10 protein-coding genes and 3 rRNA genes are annotated in these 21,770 nt (G+C 66.5%); 10 read left to right on the top strand and 3 right to left on the bottom strand.

Annotated features, from left to right (window positions below; translation table 11 throughout):
* The first annotated feature begins 38 nt into the window (after positions 1 to 38).
* The 8 genes from BJ992_RS23265 (at position 39) to rrf (ending at position 13,319) form a co-directional block, all read left to right on the top strand.
* Complete coding sequence (locus BJ992_RS23265) at positions 39 to 1,595, top strand: Na+/H+ antiporter (protein WP_184984425.1); 1,557 nt, start codon at positions 39 to 41, stop codon at positions 1,593 to 1,595.
* A 118-nt stretch (positions 1,596 to 1,713) separates the two neighbouring features.
* Positions 1,714 to 2,358 carry an ATP-dependent Clp protease proteolytic subunit gene (locus BJ992_RS23260; RefSeq protein ID WP_184984423.1) on the top strand — a complete coding sequence of 215 codons (645 nt, stop codon included), beginning with the start codon at positions 1,714 to 1,716 and terminating at the stop codon, positions 2,356 to 2,358.
* A 9-nt stretch (positions 2,359 to 2,367) separates the two neighbouring features.
* A complete protein-coding gene (locus BJ992_RS23255; RefSeq protein WP_184984421.1) occupies positions 2,368 to 3,012 on the top strand; it encodes an ATP-dependent Clp protease proteolytic subunit in 645 nt (214 codons plus the stop codon).
* Between the two features lie 180 nt (positions 3,013 to 3,192).
* Positions 3,193 to 4,479 (top strand): ATP-dependent Clp protease ATP-binding subunit ClpX, encoded by a 1,287-nt coding sequence (clpX, locus tag BJ992_RS23250; protein WP_184984419.1) that lies wholly within the window; start codon positions 3,193 to 3,195, stop codon positions 4,477 to 4,479.
* Between the two features lie 247 nt (positions 4,480 to 4,726).
* Positions 4,727 to 7,315, top strand: coding sequence for a valine--tRNA ligase (locus BJ992_RS23245; protein WP_184984417.1), 2,589 nt, complete (start codon positions 4,727 to 4,729; stop codon positions 7,313 to 7,315).
* 581 nt (positions 7,316 to 7,896) lie between these two features.
* A 16S ribosomal RNA gene (locus tag BJ992_RS23240) occupies positions 7,897 to 9,420 on the top strand.
* A 535-nt stretch (positions 9,421 to 9,955) separates the two neighbouring features.
* Positions 9,956 to 13,076: ribosomal RNA gene (locus BJ992_RS23235) — 23S ribosomal RNA — on the top strand.
* A 126-nt stretch (positions 13,077 to 13,202) separates the two neighbouring features.
* Positions 13,203 to 13,319, top strand: a 5S ribosomal RNA gene (gene rrf / locus BJ992_RS23230).
* The 16S, 23S and 5S rRNA genes sit together here, the layout of an rRNA operon.
* Positions 13,320 to 14,278: 959 nt before the next feature.
* Here the strand turns inward: rrf and BJ992_RS23225 are convergent.
* The 3 genes from BJ992_RS23225 to BJ992_RS23215 form a co-directional block, all read right to left on the bottom strand.
* Positions 14,279 to 15,754, bottom strand: a complete 1,476-nt coding sequence (locus tag BJ992_RS23225; protein WP_184984415.1) for a phosphodiester glycosidase family protein — start codon at positions 15,752 to 15,754, stop codon at positions 14,279 to 14,281.
* A gap of 170 nt (positions 15,755 to 15,924) precedes the next feature.
* Positions 15,925 to 17,043, bottom strand: coding sequence for a DmpA family aminopeptidase (locus BJ992_RS23220; RefSeq protein ID WP_184984413.1), 1,119 nt, complete (start codon positions 17,041 to 17,043; stop codon positions 15,925 to 15,927).
* Positions 17,044 to 17,052: 9 nt separating this feature from the next.
* Positions 17,053 to 18,663, bottom strand: a complete 1,611-nt coding sequence (locus BJ992_RS23215) for a PucR family transcriptional regulator ligand-binding domain-containing protein (protein WP_184984412.1) — start codon at positions 18,661 to 18,663, stop codon at positions 17,053 to 17,055.
* A 249-nt stretch (positions 18,664 to 18,912) separates the two neighbouring features.
* Between BJ992_RS23215 and BJ992_RS23210 the strand changes: the two genes are divergently transcribed.
* Together BJ992_RS23210 and BJ992_RS23205 are read left to right on the top strand one after the other, a co-directional pair.
* Entirely contained in the window at positions 18,913 to 20,211 is a 1,299-nt protein-coding gene (locus BJ992_RS23210) for an aspartate aminotransferase family protein (RefSeq protein ID WP_184984410.1), read from the top strand.
* Complete coding sequence (locus BJ992_RS23205) at positions 20,208 to 21,713, top strand: CoA-acylating methylmalonate-semialdehyde dehydrogenase (RefSeq protein ID WP_184984407.1); 1,506 nt, start codon at positions 20,208 to 20,210, stop codon at positions 21,711 to 21,713. The genes BJ992_RS23210 and BJ992_RS23205 overlap by 4 nt, the downstream gene beginning before the upstream one ends.
* Positions 21,714 to 21,770: the final 57 nt, after the last annotated feature.

The raw sequence follows: 21,770 nt of genomic DNA, 5'->3' as shown, positions 1-21,770 counted from the left end.
AATCTGAGCGGCTGTGATCTGCGCAGACCGGCTCCTCGATGCTTGAGCAATATCTGTTCATCGCAATGCTCATCGCCGTCCTCATGCTGGCAGGACGGGTGACGGCCCGCCGCCTCGGCGTTCCCGAGGCGATTCCTCTCGTACTGCTCGGCGTCGGCGCCAGCTTCATCCCCGGCATGGACGCCGCGATCCCGCCGCCGGAAGTGGTGCTCAACATCTACCTCCCGCTGCTGGTCTACCGTGCGGCCTTCCTCACCGCACCACGCGAGAGCAGGGAGGACGCGGTCCCCATCTCGGTCCTGGCCTTCGGCTTGACCTGTGTGACCGCCGTGGCGGTGGCGGCCGCACTCAACTTCGCCATCCCCGAGGTGGGGTGGGCCGCGGCCCTCGCCATAGGCGCCGCCGTCGCCCCCACCGACCCCGTGGCGGCCACCTCGGTGATGCAACGCCTAGGCGCTCCGAGGCGCCTGGTGACCATTCTTGAGGGTGAGAGCCTCGTCAACGACGCCGTGGCCCTCACCCTCTTCGGACTGGCTCTCGCGGCCCTTGAGGACCCGGTGAGCCTCTCCGAGGGAGCCCTGACGCTGCTGCGGGTCGTGGCGGGTGGCGTGCTGTACGGGCTGGTGCTCGGCTGGGTGATCGCTCGCGTGCGCCTGCGGATCAAGGACGTCGGCGCGCAGATCGTCGTGTCGCTGCTCACGCCGTTCCTCGCCTACCTGCCGGCCGAGCACTTCGAGTTCTCCGGCGTGCTCGCCGTCGTCACCACCGGTTTCTACCTCGGTGTCCGTGCCGAGGGCATGCTCCCGCCGGTCTCCCGGCTCGCGGGCAAAACGTTCTGGGACATGCTGGCGTTCCTGCTGGAGTCGAGCCTGTTCGTCCTGCTGGGTCTGGAGATCCGGCACGTCGTCGCGAGTGTCGCGGACTACCCCGTGTTCGTGCTCGCCGGTGTGGCGGCACTGGCGGTCGCCGCCGTCGTGCTGGCGCGGATCGGTTGGACCCTCGGGGTGTTCCCCCTGGCACGGTGGCTGCCTGGCCGCCATCTGTCGTTCGACGAGATCGGCCGCTCGGAGCGATTGGTGATGGGCTGGGCCGGCATCCGAGGCGCCGTGACCCTGGCCATCGCCCTGTCCATCCCCCTCGACGTGCCACATCGGCCCCTGTTGATCTTCATTGGCGCCGTGGTCGTCCTCGTGACGCTCCTCGGCCAGACCACCACCCTGCCGCGTCTCATGCGCCGCCTGAAGCTCGGCGAATCGGACGAGGAGGCCGCCGAGGAGGCCGAGGCCCGCCGCGAGACCACCGAGGCCGCTCTGGCCAGGCTGGACGAGCTCGCCGCCGACGACACGGTGGACGAACGCACCGCGGACGTCTTCCGCCAGTTGCTCGAACTCCGCCTCGACCGGGTACGCGCGCTGCTGGACGACGAGGACGACGAGAGTACGGAAGGCGCGCGCGAGGTGCGTGAGGAACTCGCCAAGGCGCAGCGCGAGAAGCTCGACCAGCTTTACGAGAGCGGCCGCGTCAGCGAGGAGATCCGGCGGCGGTTGACGCATGAACTGGACCTGGAACACCACCGCCGATCGAGTGCCTCGTGACCGTCCCCCAGACATGCGCCGTCAGCGAACAGGATGGGGACGAGGCGTAACCGGTCGGTGTGCCGGGTTAAGGTCACAAGCAAAGCCCATCGATTACGACGCATCGGAAGGTGACGCTGTGACCAGCCCGCCGACCTCACATTCGCCCTTCGGCCAGGGGCCGCAGGGGCGCGGCCGTGAAAACGGCGCGTATCGTCTTGAGGACCAGCTGTACAACCGTCTGCTGCGCGAGCGCATCGTGGTGCTTGGCACCGCGGTGGACGACGAGGTCGCCAACCGCATCACCGCCGAGCTTCTTCTTCTCGCCGCGGACGACGCCGACCGGGACATCTGGCTTTACATCAACTCCCCGGGCGGTTCGGTGACGGCCGGCATGGCGATTTACGACATGATGGAGTATGTGCCGAACGATGTCTGCACGGTGGCCATGGGACTCGCCGCCTCCATGGGGCAGTTCCTGCTCTGCGCCGGCGCGCAGGGCAAGCGGTACGCGCTGCCGCACGCGCGCATCATGATGCACCAGCCCTCCGGCGGCATCGGCGGCACGGCCGCGGACATCGCGATCCAGGCGGAGCAGATGCTCTACGTCAAGAAGACCTTGGCGGAGCGCATCGCCTTCCACACCGGCCAGCCGCTCGACCAGATCGAGAAGGACTCCGATCGGGACCGCTGGTTCACGGCCGAGGAGGCCAAGGACTACGGCTTCATCGACCACGTCGTGCGCAGCGCGCGGCAGGTGCCCTCCGAGGGCGCCGTCTCCTAAGGGGCAACAGTGAGCGACTTGATCCGGCCGGGGGACATCAGCGGCCGATACATCATCCCTTCGTTCGTCGAACGCACGACGTACGGCGTGAAGGAGATGAACCCATACAACAAGCTCTTCGAGGACCGGATCATCTTCCTCGGGGTGCAGATCGACGACGCGTCGGCCAACGACGTCATGGCGCAGCTGCTGACGCTGGAGTCCCTCGATCCCGACCGGGACATCAGCATCTACATCAACTCGCCAGGCGGCTCGTTCACCGCGATGACGGCGATCTACGACACGATGCAGTTCGTCAGGCCCGAGATCCAGACCGTCTGCCTCGGGCAGGCGGCCTCGGCGGCGGCCGTGCTGCTGGCCGGCGGCACCCCTGGCAAGCGCTTCGCGCTGCCGAACGCGCGGGTGCTGATCCACCAGCCGTCCACCGAGGGCGGCGGCCAGGGCAGCGACATCGAGATCCAGGCACGCGAGATCCTGCGCATGCGCTCGCTGCTGGAGGAGATCGTCGCCAGGCACTCGGGCAAGGCGCCTGAGGAGGTCCGTCGCGACATCGAGCGCGACAAGATCCTCAACGCCGACGAGGCCAAGGCATACGGCCTGATCGACGACATCATCCCCTCACGGAAGAAACGCGCTCAAGCCGTGGCTTCCTGAGGACGCGGATCGCACCGGAACGGTGCCCAATTGGGCACGTTCCGGTGCGACTCACCGCTAGGGGGCGCACTGAGGGCCCAGAAGACGGTAACGTCGAAACCTGAGCGGGATGACTTTTCGGACCGAGTCCGCAAGATTCGGATCGCGGAGCAGGCGGTCCCACGCAAAGGAGTATCTGGGGTGGCACGCATCGGCGACGGCGGAGACCTGCTGAAGTGCTCGTTCTGTGGGAAGAGCCAGAAGCAAGTCAAGAAGCTCATCGCCGGACCCGGCGTATACATCTGCGATGAGTGCATCGATCTCTGCAACGAGATCATCGAGGAGGAGCTCTCCGAGTCCTCCGAGTTGAAGTGGGACAGTCTCCCCAAGCCTCGTGAGATCTACGAGTTCCTGGACGCCTACGTCATCGGCCAGGACAAGGCCAAGAAGGCGCTCTCGGTGGCGGTGTACAACCACTACAAGCGCGTGCAGTCCGGTGAGCGTGGCCGCGACGACGGCATCGAGCTGGCCAAGTCCAACATCCTCCTGCTCGGCCCCACCGGGTCGGGCAAGACCTTGCTGGCACAGACACTGGCCAAGATGCTCAACGTCCCGTTCGCCATCGCGGACGCCACGGCGCTCACCGAAGCCGGGTACGTCGGTGAGGACGTCGAGAACATCCTCCTGAAGCTCATCCAGGCGGCCGACTACGACGTCAAGAAGGCCGAGACGGGCATCATCTACATCGACGAGGTCGACAAGATAGCCCGCAAGAGCGAGAACCCCTCGATCACCCGGGACGTCTCGGGCGAGGGTGTGCAGCAGGCGCTGCTGAAGATCCTGGAGGGCACCACGGCCTCGGTCCCGCCGCAGGGCGGCCGCAAGCATCCCCACCAGGAGTTCATCCAGATCGACACCACCAACGTGCTGTTCATCTGCGGCGGCGCGTTCGCCGGCCTCGAGAAGATCATCGAGTCCCGGGTCGGCAAGAAGGGCATCGGCTTCAACGCGATCATCCACTCCAAGGACGAGATCGACGCCTCGGACATCTTCTCCGACGTCATGCCGGAGGACCTGCTGAAGTTCGGCATGATCCCCGAGTTCGTCGGCCGCCTCCCGGTGATCACCAGCGTGCACAACCTCGACCGCGAGGCGCTCATCCAGATCCTCACCGAGCCGAGGAACGCGCTGGTCAAGCAGTACCGCCGCCTGTTCGAGCTGGACAACGTCGAGCTCGAGTTCACCGACGACGCGCTGGAGGCCATCGCCGACCAGGCGATCCTGCGCGGCACCGGCGCGCGCGGCCTGCGGGCCATCATGGAGGAGGTCCTCCTCTCGGTGATGTACGAAGTGCCGTCCCGTCAGGACGTCGCGCGGGTCGTCATCACCAGGGAGTCGGTCCTGGAGCACGTCAACCCGACGCTGGTACCCCGTGACCAGCTGAACGCCACCAAGCAGCAGCGCACGCCGCGAGAGAAGTCGGCCTGAGCTCCGCACAGGGGGCGTGACCCTTCGTATGATCATGGCCCGTCCGGCGCTCGCCGCGACGGGCCGTGTCATGTGCCGCCGGTCCGCACGGGAGATGACGATCCGTAGTGAGGCTCCCTTTGTGCCACACAGAAAGTGGTTTTTGGGGACAGATCACCGCTAACAGGTGGCATGTCCGAATAGCGGATTAAGGGCGCACTACGGCACACGGGCTCAGACAGAGCCGGGACGTCCCTAGAATGTCGCTGTGACAACGCCTGATCTGCCGACACAGTACGCACCCGCAGACGTCGAGACCCGCAGCTACGAACGCTGGGTCGCGGAGGGCTACTTCACGGCGGACGTAGGCGGCGGCGGCGAGCCCTACTCCATCGTGCTACCGCCCCCCAACGTGACCGGTGTCCTGCACATCGGCCACGCGCTCGACCACTCCATCCAGGACGTCCTCACCCGCCGTGCCCGCATGCGCGGCCACCAGACGCTCTGGCTCCCCGGCATGGACCACGCCGGCATCGCCACCCAGAACGTCGTCGAGCGCGAGCTCGCCAAGCAGGGCCTGTCCCGCCACGACCTCGGCCGCGAGGCGTTCGTGGAGCGCGTCTGGCAGTGGAAGGAAGAGTCAGGCGGCCGCATCCTCGGCCAGATGACCAAGCTCGGCGACGGCGTCGACTGGACCCGCGAGCGCTTCACCATGGACGACGGCCTGTCCCGGGCCGTCCAGACCATCTTCAAGCACCTGTTCGACGACGGGCTGATCTACCGCGCCGAGCGCATCATCAACTGGTGCCCCCGCTGCCTCACCGCACTGTCCGACATCGAGGTCGACCACTCCGACGACGAGGGCGAGCTCGTCTCCATCCGGTACGGCGAAGGCGACGCGTCCATCGTGGTCGCCACCACCCGCGCCGAGACCATGCTCGGCGACACCGCCGTCGCCGTCCACCCTGCGGACGAGCGGTACGCGCACCTGGTCGGCACCATGGTCGAGCTGCCGCTCACCGGCCGCATGATCCCCGTCGTCGCCGACGAGCACGTCGACCCGTCGTTCGGCACCGGCGCCGTCAAGGTCACCCCCGCGCACGACCCCAACGACTTCGAGATCGGCCGCCGGCACGGCCTCCCCTCGCTCACGGTCATGGACGACCGCGGCGTGGTCACCGCGCACGGGCCCTTCCTCGGCCTCGACCGTTTCGAGGCCAGGCCCGCCGTCGTGGCCGCGCTGCGCGCCGAGGGCCGTGTCGTCGCCGAGAGACGCCCCTACGTCCACGCCGTCGGTCACTGCTCCCGCTGCAAGACCGTCGTCGAGCCGCGGCTGTCCCTGCAGTGGTTCGTCAACGTCCAGCCGCTCGCCAAGGCCGCCGGTGACGCCGTCCGCGACGGACGCACCCGCGTCCACCCGCCGGAGCTCGCCAAGCGCTACTTCGACTGGGTCGACGACATGCACGACTGGTGCATCTCCCGCCAGCTGTGGTGGGGCCACCGCATCCCCGTGTGGTACGGCCCCGAGGGCGAGGTCGTATGCGTCGGCCCCGACGAGGAGCCGCCGACGGGCTACACCCAGGACCCCGACGTCCTGGACACGTGGTTCTCCTCCGCGCTGTGGCCGTTCTCCACGCTCGGCTGGCCGGAGCGCACCCCCGAGCTGGAGCGCTTCTACCCGACCACGGTCCTGGTGACCGGGTACGACATCCTGTTCTTCTGGGTCGCGCGCATGATGATGTTCGGCCTCTACGCCATGGACGGCGAGCCCCCGTTCCGCACGGTCGCGTTGCACGGCATGGTGCGCGACCAGTTCGGCAAGAAAATGTCCAAATCCTTCGGCAACGTGGTCGACCCCCTCGACTGGATCGAGCGGTACGGCGCTGACGCCACCCGCTTCACCCTGCTGCGCGGCGCGTCCCCCGGCTCGGACGTCGCCATCAGCGACGACTGGGCCGCCGGCTCGCGCAACTTCTGCAACAAGATCTGGAACGCCGCCAGGTTCACCCTGCTCAACGGCGCAACCGTCGCGGCCCCCCTGCCGGCCCCCGGCGACCTCACCGTCGCCGACCGGTGGATCCTCTCCCGCCTGCACACCGTCATCGAGGCCGTGGACACGGCATACGAGGACTTCGAGTTCGCCAAGATCTCCGACCAGCTCTACCACTTCGCGTGGGACGAGGTCTGCGACTGGTACGTCGAGCTCGCCAAGATCCAGATCGCGGAAGGCGGAGACCGCGCCGAGCGCACCCGTATCGTGCTCGGCCACGTGCTCGACGCGCTGCTGCGCCTCCTGCACCCCCTCATGCCGTTCGTCACCGAAGAGCTCTGGCGCGCACTGACCGCGCGACCCTCCGTCGTCGTGGCGTCCTGGCCCACCCTCGACCCGGTCTACGCCGATCCGGCAGCCGAGCGCGAGATCCTGGCCGTCCAGGACCTTATCACCGAAGTGCGGCGCTTCCGCTCCGACCAGGGCCTCAAACCCGGCCAGCGAGTCGCCGCGCACCTGGTGCTCGAGGGCTCTCTCGCCACACACGAAGGCGCCGTCCGCACCCTCCTGCGCCTCGACCCACCCGGCCCCGCCTTCTCCGCCACAGCCCGCCTGGCCGTAGGCACCTCCGTGGTGGAGCTCGACACCGCCGGCACCATCGACGTTGCCGCAGAGCGCAGACGTCTCGACAAGGACCTCGCAGCCGCACGCAAGGAGGCCGCACAGGTGGCCGCCAAGCTGGCCAACGAGCAGTTCATGGCCAAGGCCCCGGACGACGTCGTCACCAAGGTCCGCACCCGCGCCGCACAGGCCGACGCCGACATCGCCCGCCTCGAAGCCCAGCTCGCAGCCCTCCCCGCCGGCTGAGCCCGCCTCTCCTGGTGAGCCCGCGACCGGGTTACCGGTCGCGGGCTCACGTCATGTCCGACAGGCTCCAGAGATTGCCTGAGGTTCCATGTTTGGGACCCACCCCGCAGGGAAGGACTAGGAGTCCGGCGAAGATGGTCATGGCACCGCCTCACCGGTGCTACAGTTTTATCCGCAGGGTGATCGCGGCCCCCGCTCGACAGAGCGGAGACCGGGAGCCGGCCAGGTTTCATCGGCGATCGACCTCCTGCACATCCGAAGACTCATCTGAGTTTGAGAGCTCTGCGTCGCGGTTTGACCAGACTCAAGGGCCTGGGTAAGTTTGAGGAGTTGCTCTTACACAGAGCGAACGGAAATGAGCCCCGGCGGGGCCGGATCTGAGATCCGAATCGGCCGGTGTACGCGTCCGTTTCTTGAGAACTCAACAGTGTGCTAAAAGCCAGTGCATGAAGTTCATGCATAACCCCGTCCCCTTGGGGTTCCTCGCCGTGTTCGGCAGGGTGCCTGGGGATGGTTTCCTTTGATGAGGGGTTCCCCTTTTAGCGGGGGGGATCTTTCGCTGGGGTTCTCTTTTCAGACATTGTTTGGAGAGTTTGATCCTGGCTCAGGACGAACGCTGGCGGCGTGCTTAACACATGCAAGTCGAGCGGAAAGGCCCTTCGGGGTACTCGAGCGGCGAACGGGTGAGTAACACGTGAGTAACCTGCCCCTGACTTCGGGATAAGCCTGGGAAACCGGGTCTAATACCGGATATGACCTGCCACTGCATGGTGTGCGGGTGGAAAGTTTTTTCGGTTGGGGATGGGCTCGCGGCCTATCAGCTTGTTGGTGGGGTAGTGGCCTACCAAGGCGACGACGGGTAGCCGGCCTGAGAGGGCGACCGGCCACACTGGGACTGAGACACGGCCCAGACTCCTACGGGAGGCAGCAGTGGGGAATCTTGCGCAATGGGCGGAAGCCTGACGCAGCGACGCCGCGTGGGGGATGACGGCCTTCGGGTTGTAAACCTCTTTCAGCAGGGACGAAGTTGACGTGTACCTGTAGAAGAAGCGCCGGCTAACTACGTGCCAGCAGCCGCGGTAATACGTAGGGCGCGAGCGTTGTCCGGAATTATTGGGCGTAAAGAGCTCGTAGGTGGCTTGTCGCGTCTGCCGTGAAAGCCCATGGCTTAACTGTGGGTCTGCGGTGGATACGGGCTGGCTAGAGGTAGGTAGGGGCAAGCGGAATTCCTGGTGTAGCGGTGAAATGCGCAGATATCAGGAGGAACACCGGTGGCGAAGGCGGCTTGCTGGGCCTTACCTGACGCTGAGGAGCGAAAGCGTGGGGAGCGAACAGGATTAGATACCCTGGTAGTCCACGCTGTAAACGTTGGGCGCTAGGTGTGGGGTCCTTCCACGGGTTCCGTGCCGTAGCTAACGCATTAAGCGCCCCGCCTGGGGAGTACGGCCGCAAGGCTAAAACTCAAAGGAATTGACGGGGGCCCGCACAAGCGGCGGAGCATGTTGCTTAATTCGACGCAACGCGAAGAACCTTACCAAGGCTTGACATTCATCGGTAACATCCGGAGACGGGTGCCCCCTTTTGGGCCGGTGGACAGGTGGTGCATGGCTGTCGTCAGCTCGTGTCGTGAGATGTTGGGTTAAGTCCCGCAACGAGCGCAACCCTTGTTCCATGTTGCCAGCACGCCTCTAGGGGTGGTGGGGACTCATGGGAGACTGCCGGGGTCAACTCGGAGGAAGGTGGGGATGACGTCAAGTCATCATGCCCCTTATGTCTTGGGCTGCAAACATGCTACAATGGCCGGTACAGAGGGTTGCGATGCCGTGAGGCGGAGCGAATCCCGTAAAGCCGGTCTCAGTTCGGATTGGGGTCTGCAACTCGACCCCATGAAGTCGGAGTCGCTAGTAATCGCAGATCAGCAACGCTGCGGTGAATACGTTCCCGGGCCTTGTACACACCGCCCGTCACGTCACGAAAGTCGGCAACACCCGAAGCCCGTGGCCCAACCCACTTGTGGGGGGGAGCGGTCGAAGGTGGGGCCGGCGATTGGGACGAAGTCGTAACAAGGTAGCCGTACCGGAAGGTGCGGCTGGATCACCTCCTTTCTAAGGAGCACCGGCCAACGGCAACACCCCGGCGCGGAGGTCGCTGGTCCACCCGGACCCGCACCACCGCACACCGGGACGCCGAAGGTCCACCGCTGGTGTCGGTGAGCGTACGTCTCACCCACCGGCACGCTCATTAGTGGAGCACTGGCTACTCCGATCATCGGCCTGTCCGGTGCGGCTGGTACCGCCACCACCCCCCTGGGGTTGGTGGAGTGGGAACGTCGTCCTGGCGGTCTGGGGGTTGGAGCACACTGTTGGGTCCTGAGGAAACGGACCGTTGGACGCGCCCCGCGACCTGATCCCTGTCACGCACGTTGGTGTGTGAGCGGGTGTGGAAGCGGGGTGTGCTTCGACAGGAGTGTTTTCTCGTCTGCGGGACCGTCCGCCTGTCATACCGGCTCAGTTTCGTGATTGAGGGTTCGGCCCTTGTGGTTGATCTTCTTCTCAGAGACATGGGTGTTTGGTGACGGTGTTGGTGCGGTTGTCTCGTTTGTTGTTTGTGAATTGCATAGTGGACGCGAGCATCTTTTGTGGCCAAGTTTTTTAGGGCACACGGTGGATGCCTTGGCATCAGGAGCCGATGAAGGACGTGGGAGGCTGCGTTAAGCCTCGGGGAGTCGCCAACCAGACGTTGATCCGGGGATGTCCGAATGGGGAAACCTGGCACCAGTCATGTGGTGTCGCCGCCGTCTGAATGTATAGGGCGGTTGGTGGTAACGCGGGGAAGTGAAACATCTCAGTACCCGTAGGAGAAGAAAACAATAGTGATTCCGTGAGTAGTGGTGAGCGAAAGCGGAGGAGGCTAAACCGGGCGCGTGTGATAGCCGGCGGGCGTTGCGTGTCCGGGGTTGTGGGACCTTGCTTGCAGTTTCTGCCGGGGCTGCGGGGAGTGATAAATCTGTGGGGTAGCCGAGCCTGCTGGGATGCAGGGCCGTAGACCGTGATAGCCGGGTAGGCGAAACCTTATGGACTTCCTTGTGGGTGTTCCCAAGTAGCACGGGGCTCGAGGAATCCTGTGTGAATCTGCCAGGACCACCTGGTAAGCCTGAATACTTCCTGATGACCGATAGTGGACCAGTACCGTGAGGGAAAGGTGAAAAGCGCCCCGGTGAGGGGTCGTGAAATAGTACCTGAAACCGTGTGCCTACAAGCCGTGGGAGCGTAATCCGCCTTCGGGTGGGTTGTGATGTGACCGCGTGCCTTTTGAAGAATGAGCCTGCGAGTCATGGTGTGTGGCGAGGTTAACCCGTGTGGGGGAGCCGTAGCGAAAGCGAGTCTGAATAGGGCGTTTTTAGTCGCATGCTGTGGACCCGAAGCGGAGTGATCTACGCATGGGCAGGTTGAAGCGCGGGTAAGACCGTGTGGAGGACCGAACCCACCAGGGTTGAAAACCTGGGGGATGATCTGTGTGTAGGGGTGAAAGGCCAATCAAACTCCGTGATAGCTGGTTCTCCCCGAAATGCATTTAGGTGCAGCGTTGCGTGGTCCTTGCCGGAGGTAGAGCACTGGTTGGCTGATGGGCCTTACCGGGTTACTGACGTCAGCCAAACTCCGAATGCCGGTGAAGTGTAGCGTGGCAGTGAGACTGCGGGGGATAAGCTTCGTAGTCGAGAGGGAAACAGCCCAGATCGCCGACTAAGGCCCCTAAGGGTGTGCTAAGTGGGAAAGGATGTGGAGTCGCAGTGACAACCAGGAGGTTGGCTTAGAAGCAGCCATCCTTGAAAGAGTGCGTAATAGCTCACTGGTCAAGTGATTCCGCGCCGACAATGTAGCGGGGCTCAAGCACACCGCCGAAGTCGCGGCATCTCCGTCCGGTTCGGATGGTGATGGGTAGGGGAGCGTCGTGCGTGCTGTGAAGCGTTCTGGTGATGGGGCGTGGAGTGCGTGCGAGTGAGAATGCAGGCATGAGTAGCGATTCGAGGGTGGGAAACCCTCGCGCCGAATGACCAAGGGTTCCTGGGGCAGGCTGATCCGCCCAGGGTAAGTCGGGGCCTAAGGCGAGGCCGACAGGCGTAGTCGATGGATGACGGGTTGATATTCCCGTACCCGCGGGTTCGCGCCAATACTGAGGCCGGTGATACTAAGACTTGCCTGATCCATCTTCGGCTTCGGCTGGGGTGGTGAGGGGGGTTGGCCTGATCTGGTAGTAGGTAAGCGATGGGGTGACACAGGAGGGTAGCCCAGCCCAGGCGATGGTTGTTCCTGGGGTAAGCATGTAGGGATGGAGCGCAGGTAAATCCGTGTTCCCGTTAGGAAGTCCTGAGATGTGATGCCGAGCCGATTGTGGCGAAGTGGGTGATCCCATGCTGTCGAGAAAAGCCTCTAGCGAGTGGACCGGCGGCCCGTACCCTAAACCGACTCAGGTGGTCAGGTAGAGAATACCGAGGCGATCGGGTGAACTGTGGTTAAGGAACTCGGCAAATTGCCCCCGTAACTTCGGGAGAAGGGGGGCCTCTGCTGGTGATGATACTTGCTGTCTGAGCTGGTGGGGGTCGCAGTGGCCAGGGGGAAGCGACTGTTTACTAAAAACACAGGTCCGTGCGAAGTCGTAAGACGATGTATACGGACTGACGCCTGCCCGGTGCCGGAACGTTAAGGGGACCGCTCAACTCAGATTCGTCTGGGTGAAGGTGAGAACTTAAGCGCCGGTAAACGGCGGTGGTAACTATAACCATCCTAAGGTAGCGAAATTCCTTGTCGGGTAAGTTCCGACCTGCACGAATGGCGTAACGACTTCCCCGCTGTCTCAACCGCAGACCCGGCGAAATTGCAGTACGAGTAAAGATGCTCGTTACGCGCAGCAGGACGGAAAGACCCCGGGACCTTCACTACAGCTTGACATTGGTGTTTGGGACGGCTTGTGTAGGATAGGTGGGAGACGGTGAAGCTGTCACGCTAGTGGTGGTGGAGTCATTGGTGAAATACCACTCTGGTCGTTTTGGATGCCTGAACCCGCGCCCGTGGATCCGGGTGGGGGACAGTGTCTGGTGGGTAGTTTAACTGGGGCGGTTGCCTCCTAAAGAGTAACGGAGGCGCCCAAAGGTTCCCTCAGCCTGGTTGGCAATCAGGTGGTGAGTGTAAGTGCACAAGGGGGCTTGACTGTGAGACCGACGGGTCGAGCAGGAGCGAAAGCTGGGACTAGTGATCCGGCGCCGGCGTGTGGAAGCGGTGTCGCTCAACGGCTAAAAGGTACCCCGGGGATAACAGGCTGATCTTCCCCAAGAGTCCATATCGACGGGATGGTTTGGCACCTCGATGTCGGCTCGTCGCATCCTGGGGCTGGAGTAGGTCCCAAGGGTTGGGCTGTTCGCCCATTAAAGCGGTACGCGAGCTGGGTTTAGAACGTCGCGAGACAGTTCGGTCCCTATCCGCTGCGCGCGCAGGAGACTTGAAAGGAGCTGTCCCTAGTACGAGAGGACCGGGACGGACGAACCTCTGGTGTGCCAGTTGTACCGCCAGGTGCATGGCTGGTTGGCTACGTTCGGCAGGGATAACCGCTGAAAGCATCTAAGCGGGAAGCTCGCCTTGAGATGAGGTCTCCCACCCCGTTGTGGGGGTAAGGCTCCCAGGAGATGACTGGGTTGATAGGCCGGAGGTGTACACGCTGTAAGGCGCCCAGCCGACCGGTACTAATAGGCCGAGGACTTGACCACAAAACTTTTATCCGACCTTGCATGCTGCAGTTGCTGTGTGTGTGTTTGGTTGGGTGATGCTCGCGTCCACTGTGTGACTCAGAGACAGCAAACCTCCCCGCAGGGGTGGTGGTTGTTTCATGGGGTTACGGCGGTCATAGCGGATGGGAAACACCCGGTTACATTCCGAACCCGGAAGTTAAGCTGTCCAGCGCCGATGGTACTGCACCGGGGACGGTGTGGGAGAGTAGGACACCGCCGGACAAACATTCACAGCACACTGCTGCTGTCACGATAAAGCCGCTCAGGCACTGCCTGGGCGGCTTTTCGCGTTTCCGGGGGGATCCGCTTTGTGCCGGGGTTCCCGCGCGGGCCGTGGGGTTGTCCTGCTGGCGATGCTGGTGGGGGGGGGGGGGGGGGGGGGGGGGGGGTAGGGGGGCCGGCGTTGGTGTGGTGTTGGCGTGTGGGACCGGGACCGGGACCGGGACCGGTTACCGGGTTGGCCGCTGTGGGCCGGTTTGGCCGCCGTAGAGCGGCGCCGGGTTCGCCGACCTGCGTCCCGCCGTCGCGGCGCCGAACAACGGCGATCATCGTGATGGGTGAGTGGGCCGGCGATCATGCTGATGTAGTGAGCCGGTCGGCAGACCTCGTGACGAGGTGAGCGGGTCGGCAGACCTCGTGACGAGGTGAGCGGGTCGGCAGGCCTCGTGACGAGGTGAGCGGGTCGGCAGGCCTCGTGACGAGGTGAGCGGGTCGGCAGGCCTCGTGACGAGGTGAGCGGGCCGGCCGTCCTGTGATGGGATGAGCCGGTCGGCAGTCATACCGATCGGGTGAGCAGGCCAGCAGTCATCGTGATGGGGTGAGCCGGTCGGCAGTCCTCGTGACGAGGTGAGCGGGCCGGCCGTCCTGTGATGGGGTGAGCCGGTCGGCAGTCATGCTGATGGGGTGAGCGGGGTGGCGGTTGTCCTGATGGGTGGGTGAGGGGTGGCTGGGGGATGGGTGGGTCAGAGGTGGTCGGGGTGTTGGTCGGTTGGTTGGTTGGTGCTATCGGTTTGTGGAGAGTTTGTTGGCGTTGGGGGGTTGGCCGTCGTGGGGTGGGGTCGGGTTGGTGATGCTGGGTTTTACTGTGTGCGCGTTGCGTCTTGGTGCGCGGGCCATGAGTCAGAGGGGCCTTGGATGTTGTCACCGCGCCGCGGTGGTGTCGGCGCGGTGACAGGGGGCCGTCAGGGGGTGATGAGGAGGGCGTCGCCTACGCCGCGTTCTGTGCCGTCGGAGGGGTGGTTGGCTGGTTTGTTTTTTACGATCATGGTGCTGGAGCCGCCGCCGTCGAGGTTGATGGCCTGGCGGGCGCCTAGCCAGAGCATGAGCTGGGCGGCTTCGATCATGGAGGCGCCTACGGTGGTGCCGGGGCGGCGGCCGTCGACGGTGGCGAGGATGAGGGTGCCGTTTCGGGTGACGCCGGCGAGGGTTCTGGGGTGGCGGCGGAGGATCATGTTGACGTTGGCGTGGCCGTCGGCTTTGGCGGTGACGTGTTCGCGGCCGTTGCGTACCAGGCCGACGCCGCCGCCGATGACGCTGGTGTCCTTGGTGAGGGGGATGGCCTTGCCGGTGCGCAGGTCGACGACCTTGGTGTTGATCTTGACGGTCCACTGCTCCCAGGCGTGGGACCAGATCCAGTCGGCCATGATGCCGGTGCCGTGGAGCACCCGGGTGCCGGGTGCGACCTTGCCGCCGGAGGGCCGGAGTTCCAGCACGGCGCCGCGTGCGTCGAGTACGGCTTCCGCGCCGTCGTCCTTGGGGGTCTTGACGCCGTACTCCTCGGTGTAGAGCAGGAGCTCGTCGGGGAGCGCGGCACGGTTGACGCCGGTGACGGCGGTCTTCTCGCCGTCGGCGGAGACGACGGAGATGTCGGTGCGTACCTCGGTGATGCGAGCGGTGCGGCCCTTCAGGATGAGCGCGCTGCGTCCGGCGACGGCCTCGCTGAGCAGTTTGCCGTCGACCACGGAGACGCCGACGGGTTCGCCGCGCAGGTTCTTCGCGGTGTGGATGTTGAAGAATCCGCCGTTGACGGCGGCGATGGCTCCGGCGCGTTTCGCCATGGACGAGGTGGTCTCGCGAGCGGCGACGGTCTTGCCGATGCTCGCGTGGTAGGAGCCGCGGAAGGCCTTGGGGTCGACGGTCAGGACCCGGACGTCCCAGGGGCCGGTGGTCGGCGTGCCGTCGTCCCCGAGGAAGTCGACTTTCGAGGCAATGCCGGCGTCCTTAAGGCTTTTCACCATTTTGGCGGCCTCGTCGCGCTTGCTCAGCGACCACGACCCGATGCGCGCCATGTATCCGGTGCCTTCCGGATGGTCGGCGACCCCGGGACGGACGAATTCGGATACGACCACGGGGAATCCGGCGTCTCGCGCGCTCTGCGCCACGGCTTCGGCGTTGGCCCGTGACCCGGAGTCCTTGCCCTTCATGAGCAACGACACCGTGTACCCGTCGCTCTTCTTGCCGTGCCGCAGGGTGAACATGTCGATGCCGGCGGCCACGGACTTGTGTTTCTGCTTGACCTGGCCGGCCTCGCCGAGCGGGAACGCCTTCTGCGGGACCGTCCACCGGGCCGACTCGGCCGTCGCGGTGGCCGTCAGCGCCGGCACGGTGGCCGAGGTGAGGCAGACAACGGCGAGACCTGCGAGTAGGCGACGTGGCATCAGGGGCTCCCGTGGGTGGTTCGGTCCTCGGTGCACCATCGTGCGTGGAGTGACGGGTCCGCCGCCGGTGAACACGCCAACGTCTATGAGAATGTAACCCGGCATATAGGGCATGCTTCATCCCTTGTCGCCCGACAGAGAATGCCTTTAACGGTAAATGCCCAGGTAAATCAGGAATTCCTGAGGAGCGTGGCCAGCCGTTCCCCGTCCAGGCCGTGCGCCGTGACGCCGTCCGCCCCCGTCATGCTCTCGCCGGCCACCAGCGCGTTGACGATGGCCTCCTCGGTCGCCTCGATCACCGCGTAGAACAGCGGGTCGATGTGCTCGTCGGCCAGCACGGTGACCTGATAGGTGAGCGGCGGGACGGCGTCCATGGTGTTGGCGGGGAGGTTCCTGTTGGCGGTGGAGAAGCACAGGAAGCCGTCGCCGCTGGAGTTCTCACCGGCCCCGCCGGTACGCGCCACGCCGAGCCCGGCGCGCTGCGCCAGGCGGCGGCACTGGTGGGGCAGCAGCGGCGCGTCGGTGGCGACGATCCCGATGATGGACCCGGCACCTTCGGGTGCGGGGGAGACCGGCAGCGGTACGTCGGTGAACGACGGCCCCACCGGCACGCCGTTGACGGCCAGCCGGCCGCGGCGGCCGTGGTTGGCCTGGACGAGCACGCCGACGGTGTAGCCGCCGTACTGTTCGCCGAGGACCCTGGACGCGGTGCCGATGCCGCCTTTGAAGCCGTGGCAGATCATGCCGGTGCCGCCGCCGACCCCACCCTCGGCGACCGGGCCGCCGGACGCGGCGGCGTAGGCGGCCTTGACGTGCGCGGGCCGTACGTGCTGGCCGTCGATGTCGTTGAGCGTGCCGTCCCAGGTCTCGCCGACGACCGTCAGGGACCACGCCTGCCGTCCCCGGGCCAGCGACGCCACCTCGATCTCCACCAGCGCGTCGCGCACCGTGCCGACCGACGCGGTGTTGGTGAGGCCGATCGGTGACCCGAGGATGCCGAACTCCGCGAGGTAGGCGAGGCCGGTGATCTCGCCGTTGCCGTTCAGCCAGTGGTACGACGCGTACACCGGCTCGTCGAACGCCGACCCCGCGTGCGGCAGCACGACGGTGACGCCGGTGCGGACGGGCCCGGTGCCGACCACACGCGGGCCTTCGCCGTCGATCAGCGTGGTGTGGCCCACCCGCACCCCGGCGACGTCGGTGATGGCGTTGTACGGCCCCGGTGTGCCGTCGCCGATGACGATGCCGAGGTCGCGCGCGCGTCGTGGCGCGGTCGTGCCGCTGGTCAACGGGTCTCCTCAGCGGATCTCGCGCCGGAACGACTCCAGCGCCAGCAGCGCGACGTGCAGCGACAGGCACGCCTCGACGTCGTCGAGGTCGGTGTCGAGTATGCGCTCAAGGCGCCGCAGCCGGTCGTAGAACGCGGGCCGCGACAGGTGGGCCCGCTGCGCGGCCACCGCCTTGTTGCGGCCGGACTCCAGGTAGGTCTTGAGTATGCCGGTGAGGTCGCCGCCGCGGTGCGCGTCGTGCGCGAGCAGCGGCCCGAGCTCGCGCTCGGCGAACGTCTGCAGCCGCGCGTCGTCACGCAGCAGGTGGAGAAGCCCACGCAGCCGCAGGTCGGGCAGCCGGTAGAAGGGACGCCGGTCGGGCTGGCGCGCTGCGGCCTCCGCCACCTGCTCGGCTTCGAGGAAGCTGCGCCGCACGTCGCGCACCGACTCCACGACCGACCCGGCGGCCAGCACGAACGGCGTGGTGAACGCGGTGCGCAGCCGTTCGGCGAGCGCGGTGAGCGCGCCTTCGGCGAGCATGCGTGGCGGCAGCGGAAGCAGCACGCCGACACGGTTCTGGTCGAGTGCGCCGACCAGCGCCAGCAGCCGTGCGTCGCGGCAGGCGGCGGCGGTGGCCTCGGCCAGCTCGCCGAGGCGGGCCTGGAGGTTCAGCGCGGTGTCGTCGTGGTCGGTGAGGCGCAGCACGACGCTGATGAGCTTGCGGCCGGTGAGCGGCACGCCGACGGCGCGGGCCCGTGCGGCGGCCTCGTCGGGGTCGGCGTAGGCGTGGGTGAGGATGCCGGTGAGTATGGTGCCGTGGGCCTGGCGTTCCAGGCTCTCCTGGTGGCGTTCCAGCAGGCGGCCGAGCGCGAGTGTGGTGGCGGCGCGTTCGGCGAGCACGACGTCACGGGGGCCGGGTGGCGCGTCGCAGACGACGATGAGCCGTCCCCAGTCGTGGCCGCGCGCGCCGACCATGGTGACCAGCCAGCCGGAGGACGCATCGTACGCGGTGCGCTCGCGCGGTGCGACGGCACGCGACCTCGCCTCCCAGCCGGCGAGCAGCGTGCCGGTGTCCCGGCCCGAGCTCTCACAGGCAAGCACCTGGTGAGCGAGGTTCTCCAGCAGCACGGGACGCGACGACAGCCGCGACACCTGGCGCAGCACCTCGGCCGGCGGGGCCCCCTCGACCGACAGCTCGGTGAACACCTCGTGCAGATGCTCGGAGGCACGCAGCTCCTGGAGCTGGATGTCGATGATGCGTGCGTGCACCGACTCGGTGATCTGCACGAACGGCGTCTCGCGTGCCAGGGTGACCACCGGCAGGCCGTGGGTCTCGGCGGCGTCGACCACCTCACGCGGCAGTTCGCCGACGAACCGGCGGCCGAGCTCGACGATCAGGCCGGAAACGCCGACCCCCGCGAGGTCGGCGACGTAGTCGGCGAGCTTGCCGTGGTCCTCGGGGAGGGCGACGCCGGTGGTGAGGATGAGCTCGCCGCCGCGCAGCAGGTGAGCGATGTCACTGACCTCCCCGACGTGAACCCATCGCACACGGGTGTTCAGCCGGTCGGCGCCCGCGACCACCCGCGGGCCGCCCCGGTGAACGGCGTCCAAAGCCAAGACGTCGGCCAGGGTCGGTAGCACGAAAATGAGCCTATCCGATCAGAATGTAAAGTCGGCTGGCCAGTCCTTGACACATCGTCGAACGACCGCGCCGACGTGCCGGAAGATCGGCCGGACACGCGAACCGTCGGCGTGTCTTACGTCCGGACATGCGCACGTGAGGACAGCAGGAGGTCGTACCTCCACCGATGGCAGGATGTAACGCTTTCGCGGGATTACCCGACACTGTGCCCTTAGGAGCGGCCGTCGTGAGCAGCCATAATCAGAGGCATGTCCGACCTTCTCGCGCGCCACCGCGCGGTACTGCCGAACTGGTCGCCTCTCTACTACGAGCAGCCTATCGAGATCGTCCGAGGTAAGGGCAATCGCGTCATCGACGCCGAGGGCCGCAGCTACCTCGACTTCTTCGCCGGCATCCTCACGAACATGATCGGCTACGACGTCCCCGAGGTGCGTCAGGCGGTCGAGCGCCAGATCGCCACCGGCGTCGTGCACACCAGCACGCTGTACCTGCTGCGCGGCCAGGTCGAGCTGGCCGAGAAGATCGCCGGACTGTCCGGCATACCGGACGCCAAGGTGTTCTTCACCAACTCCGGCACCGAGGCCAACGAGACCGCGCTGCTGCTCGCGACGTTCGCCAGGCGGTCGGACCAGGTGTTCGCCATGCGGCAGAGCTACCACGGCCGCAGCTTCGGCGCGATCGCGGTGACCGGCAACCGCGGCTGGACGAACAGCTCACTGTCGCCGCTGAACGTGCACTTCCTGCACGGCGCCGACCGGCACCTGCCGCAGTTCCGCGGCATGTCCGACGAGGCCTACATCGAGGCGTGCGTCGCCGACCTGCGCCATGTGCTCGCCACCGCCGCCGCGCCTGACGTGGCCGCGCTGATCGCCGAGCCGGTCCAGGGGGTCGGCGGCTTCACCATGGCGCCGGACGGGCTGTTCGCGGCGTACAAGGAGGTGCTGGACGAGTCAGGCATCCTGTTCATCTCGGATGAGGTGCAGACCGGCTGGGGCCGCACCGGCGAGGCGTTCTTCGGTATCCAGGCCCACGGTGTGACTCCGGACATGCTGACCTTCGCCAAGGGCCTCGGCAACGGCTTCGCCGTCGGCGGCGTCGTCGCGCGTGGCGACCTGATGGACGGCCCGAAGGCCATCGGTCTTTCCACCTTCGGCGGCAACCCCGTCGCCATGGCCGCGGCGAACGCCACCCTCGACTACGTGCTCGACCATGACCTGCGCTCCCGCGCCGCCGTCACCGGGGCCATCCTCATCGAAGGGCTGCGCGAGGCCGCACCGCGCCTGCCCGTCGTCGGGGGTGTGCGCGGCAAGGGCCTGATGGTCGCGGTGGACCTGGTGGACCCCGCGACCGGCGAGCCGTCCCCGCCGCTGGCCGGCCGGGTGCTGGAGGAGACCCGGAAGCTCGGCCTGCTCGTCGGCAAGGGCGGCCTGTACGGCCACGCGCTGCGTGTGGCGCCGCCGCTCACGCTCACCGACGACGAGGCGCGCGAAGGGCTCGGCCTCCTCGTCGCCGCGCTGGAGACCGTCAACGAGGAGGCGACGGGATGAAGAAGGCCGGCCACTGGATCGGTGGAGCGGAGGTCCACGGCGAGGGCCGGCGGACCGAGATCTTCGATCCGGCCACCGGGGAGGTCACCGGACATGTCGGCCTGGCGGACGCCGCCGAGGTGGACGCCGCGGTGACCGCCGCGCGTGCGGCGTTCCCCGCCTGGCGTGACGCCTCGCTGTCCCGGCGCTCCAAGGTGCTGTTCGCGTTCCGCGAGCTGGTGGACCGGCACCGCGACGAGCTCGCCGGGCTGATCAGCGCCGAGCACGGCAAGGTGCGCTCGGACGCGCTCGGCGAGGTCGCGCGCGGTCTTGAGGTGGTGGAGTTCGCCTGCGGCATCCCGCACCTGCTCAAGGGGGGTTTCTCCGAGAACGTCTCCACCGGTGTGGACTCCTTCTCCATCCGCCAGCCGCTCGGTGTGGTGGCGGGGATCACGCCGTTCAACTTCCCGGTGATGGTGCCGATGTGGATGTTCCCCCTCGCCATCGCCTGCGGCAACACGTTCGTGCTGAAACCGTCCGAGCGCGACCCCTCGGCGTCGCTGCTGATGGCGAGATTGTGGCAGGAGGCGGGCCTGCCGGACGGCGTGTTCAACGTCGTGCAGGGGGACAAGGCGGCGGTGGACGGGCTGCTGGCGCACCCGGACGTGCGCGCGGTGTCGTTCGTCGGTTCCACCCCGATCGCGCGGTACGTGTACACGACCGGCACGGCCGCCGGTAAGCGGGTGCAGGCGCTCGGCGGCGCGAAGAACCACATGCTCGTGCTGCCGGACGCCGACCTGGACCTCGTGGCCGACGCCGCGGTGAACGCCGGGTTCGGCTCGGCGGGGGAACGTTGCATGGCGATCTCCGTCGTGCTCGCCGTGGACCCGGTCGGCGACACGCTGGTGGACAGGATCGTGGAACGGGTCGAGGGGCTGACCGTCGGTCCCGGCGACGACCCCGAGTCGGACATGGGGCCGCTGGTCACCGGGCCGCACCGCGACAAGGTGGCGTCCTACATCGACGTCGCGCTCGCCGAGGGGGCCAAGCTCGTGGTGGACGGTCGTGAGACACCGGTCCGCGGCGGCGGCACGGCGTCCGGCACTCCGGGATTCTGGCTCGGCCCCACGGTGATCGACCACGTGCGGCCGGGCTCCACCGCGCACCGCGAGGAGATCTTCGGGCCGGTGCTGTCGGTGGTGCGGGTCGGCTCGTACGAGGAGGGCCTGCGGATCATCAACGAGACCGAGTACGGCAACGGCACGGCGGTGTTCACCAACGACGGCGGCGCGGCCCGGCGCTTCCAGAACGAGGTCGAGGTCGGCATGATCGGCGTCAACGTGCCGATCCCCGTGCCGATGGCCTACTACAGCTTCGGCGGGTGGAAGTCGTCGCTGTTCGGCGACACCCACGTGCACGGCACCGAGGGGGTGCACTTCTACACGCGCGGCAAGGTCGTGACGTCCCGCTGGCCGGACCCGGGCCACGGCGGGGTGAACCTCGGATTCCCCACCAACGGCTAGGTACGGCCCCCTGCCCCGCCGTGGCCGATAGGCTGCGAGCAGCGTGAGGAGCTAGGG

The organism is Sphaerisporangium rubeum (assembly GCF_014207705.1).
Taxonomy (GTDB): Bacteria; Actinomycetota; Actinomycetes; order Streptosporangiales; family Streptosporangiaceae; genus Sphaerisporangium; species Sphaerisporangium rubeum.
Note: the sequence above shows the minus strand (reverse complement) of the source record. Positions and strands in the feature narration are given on the sequence as shown.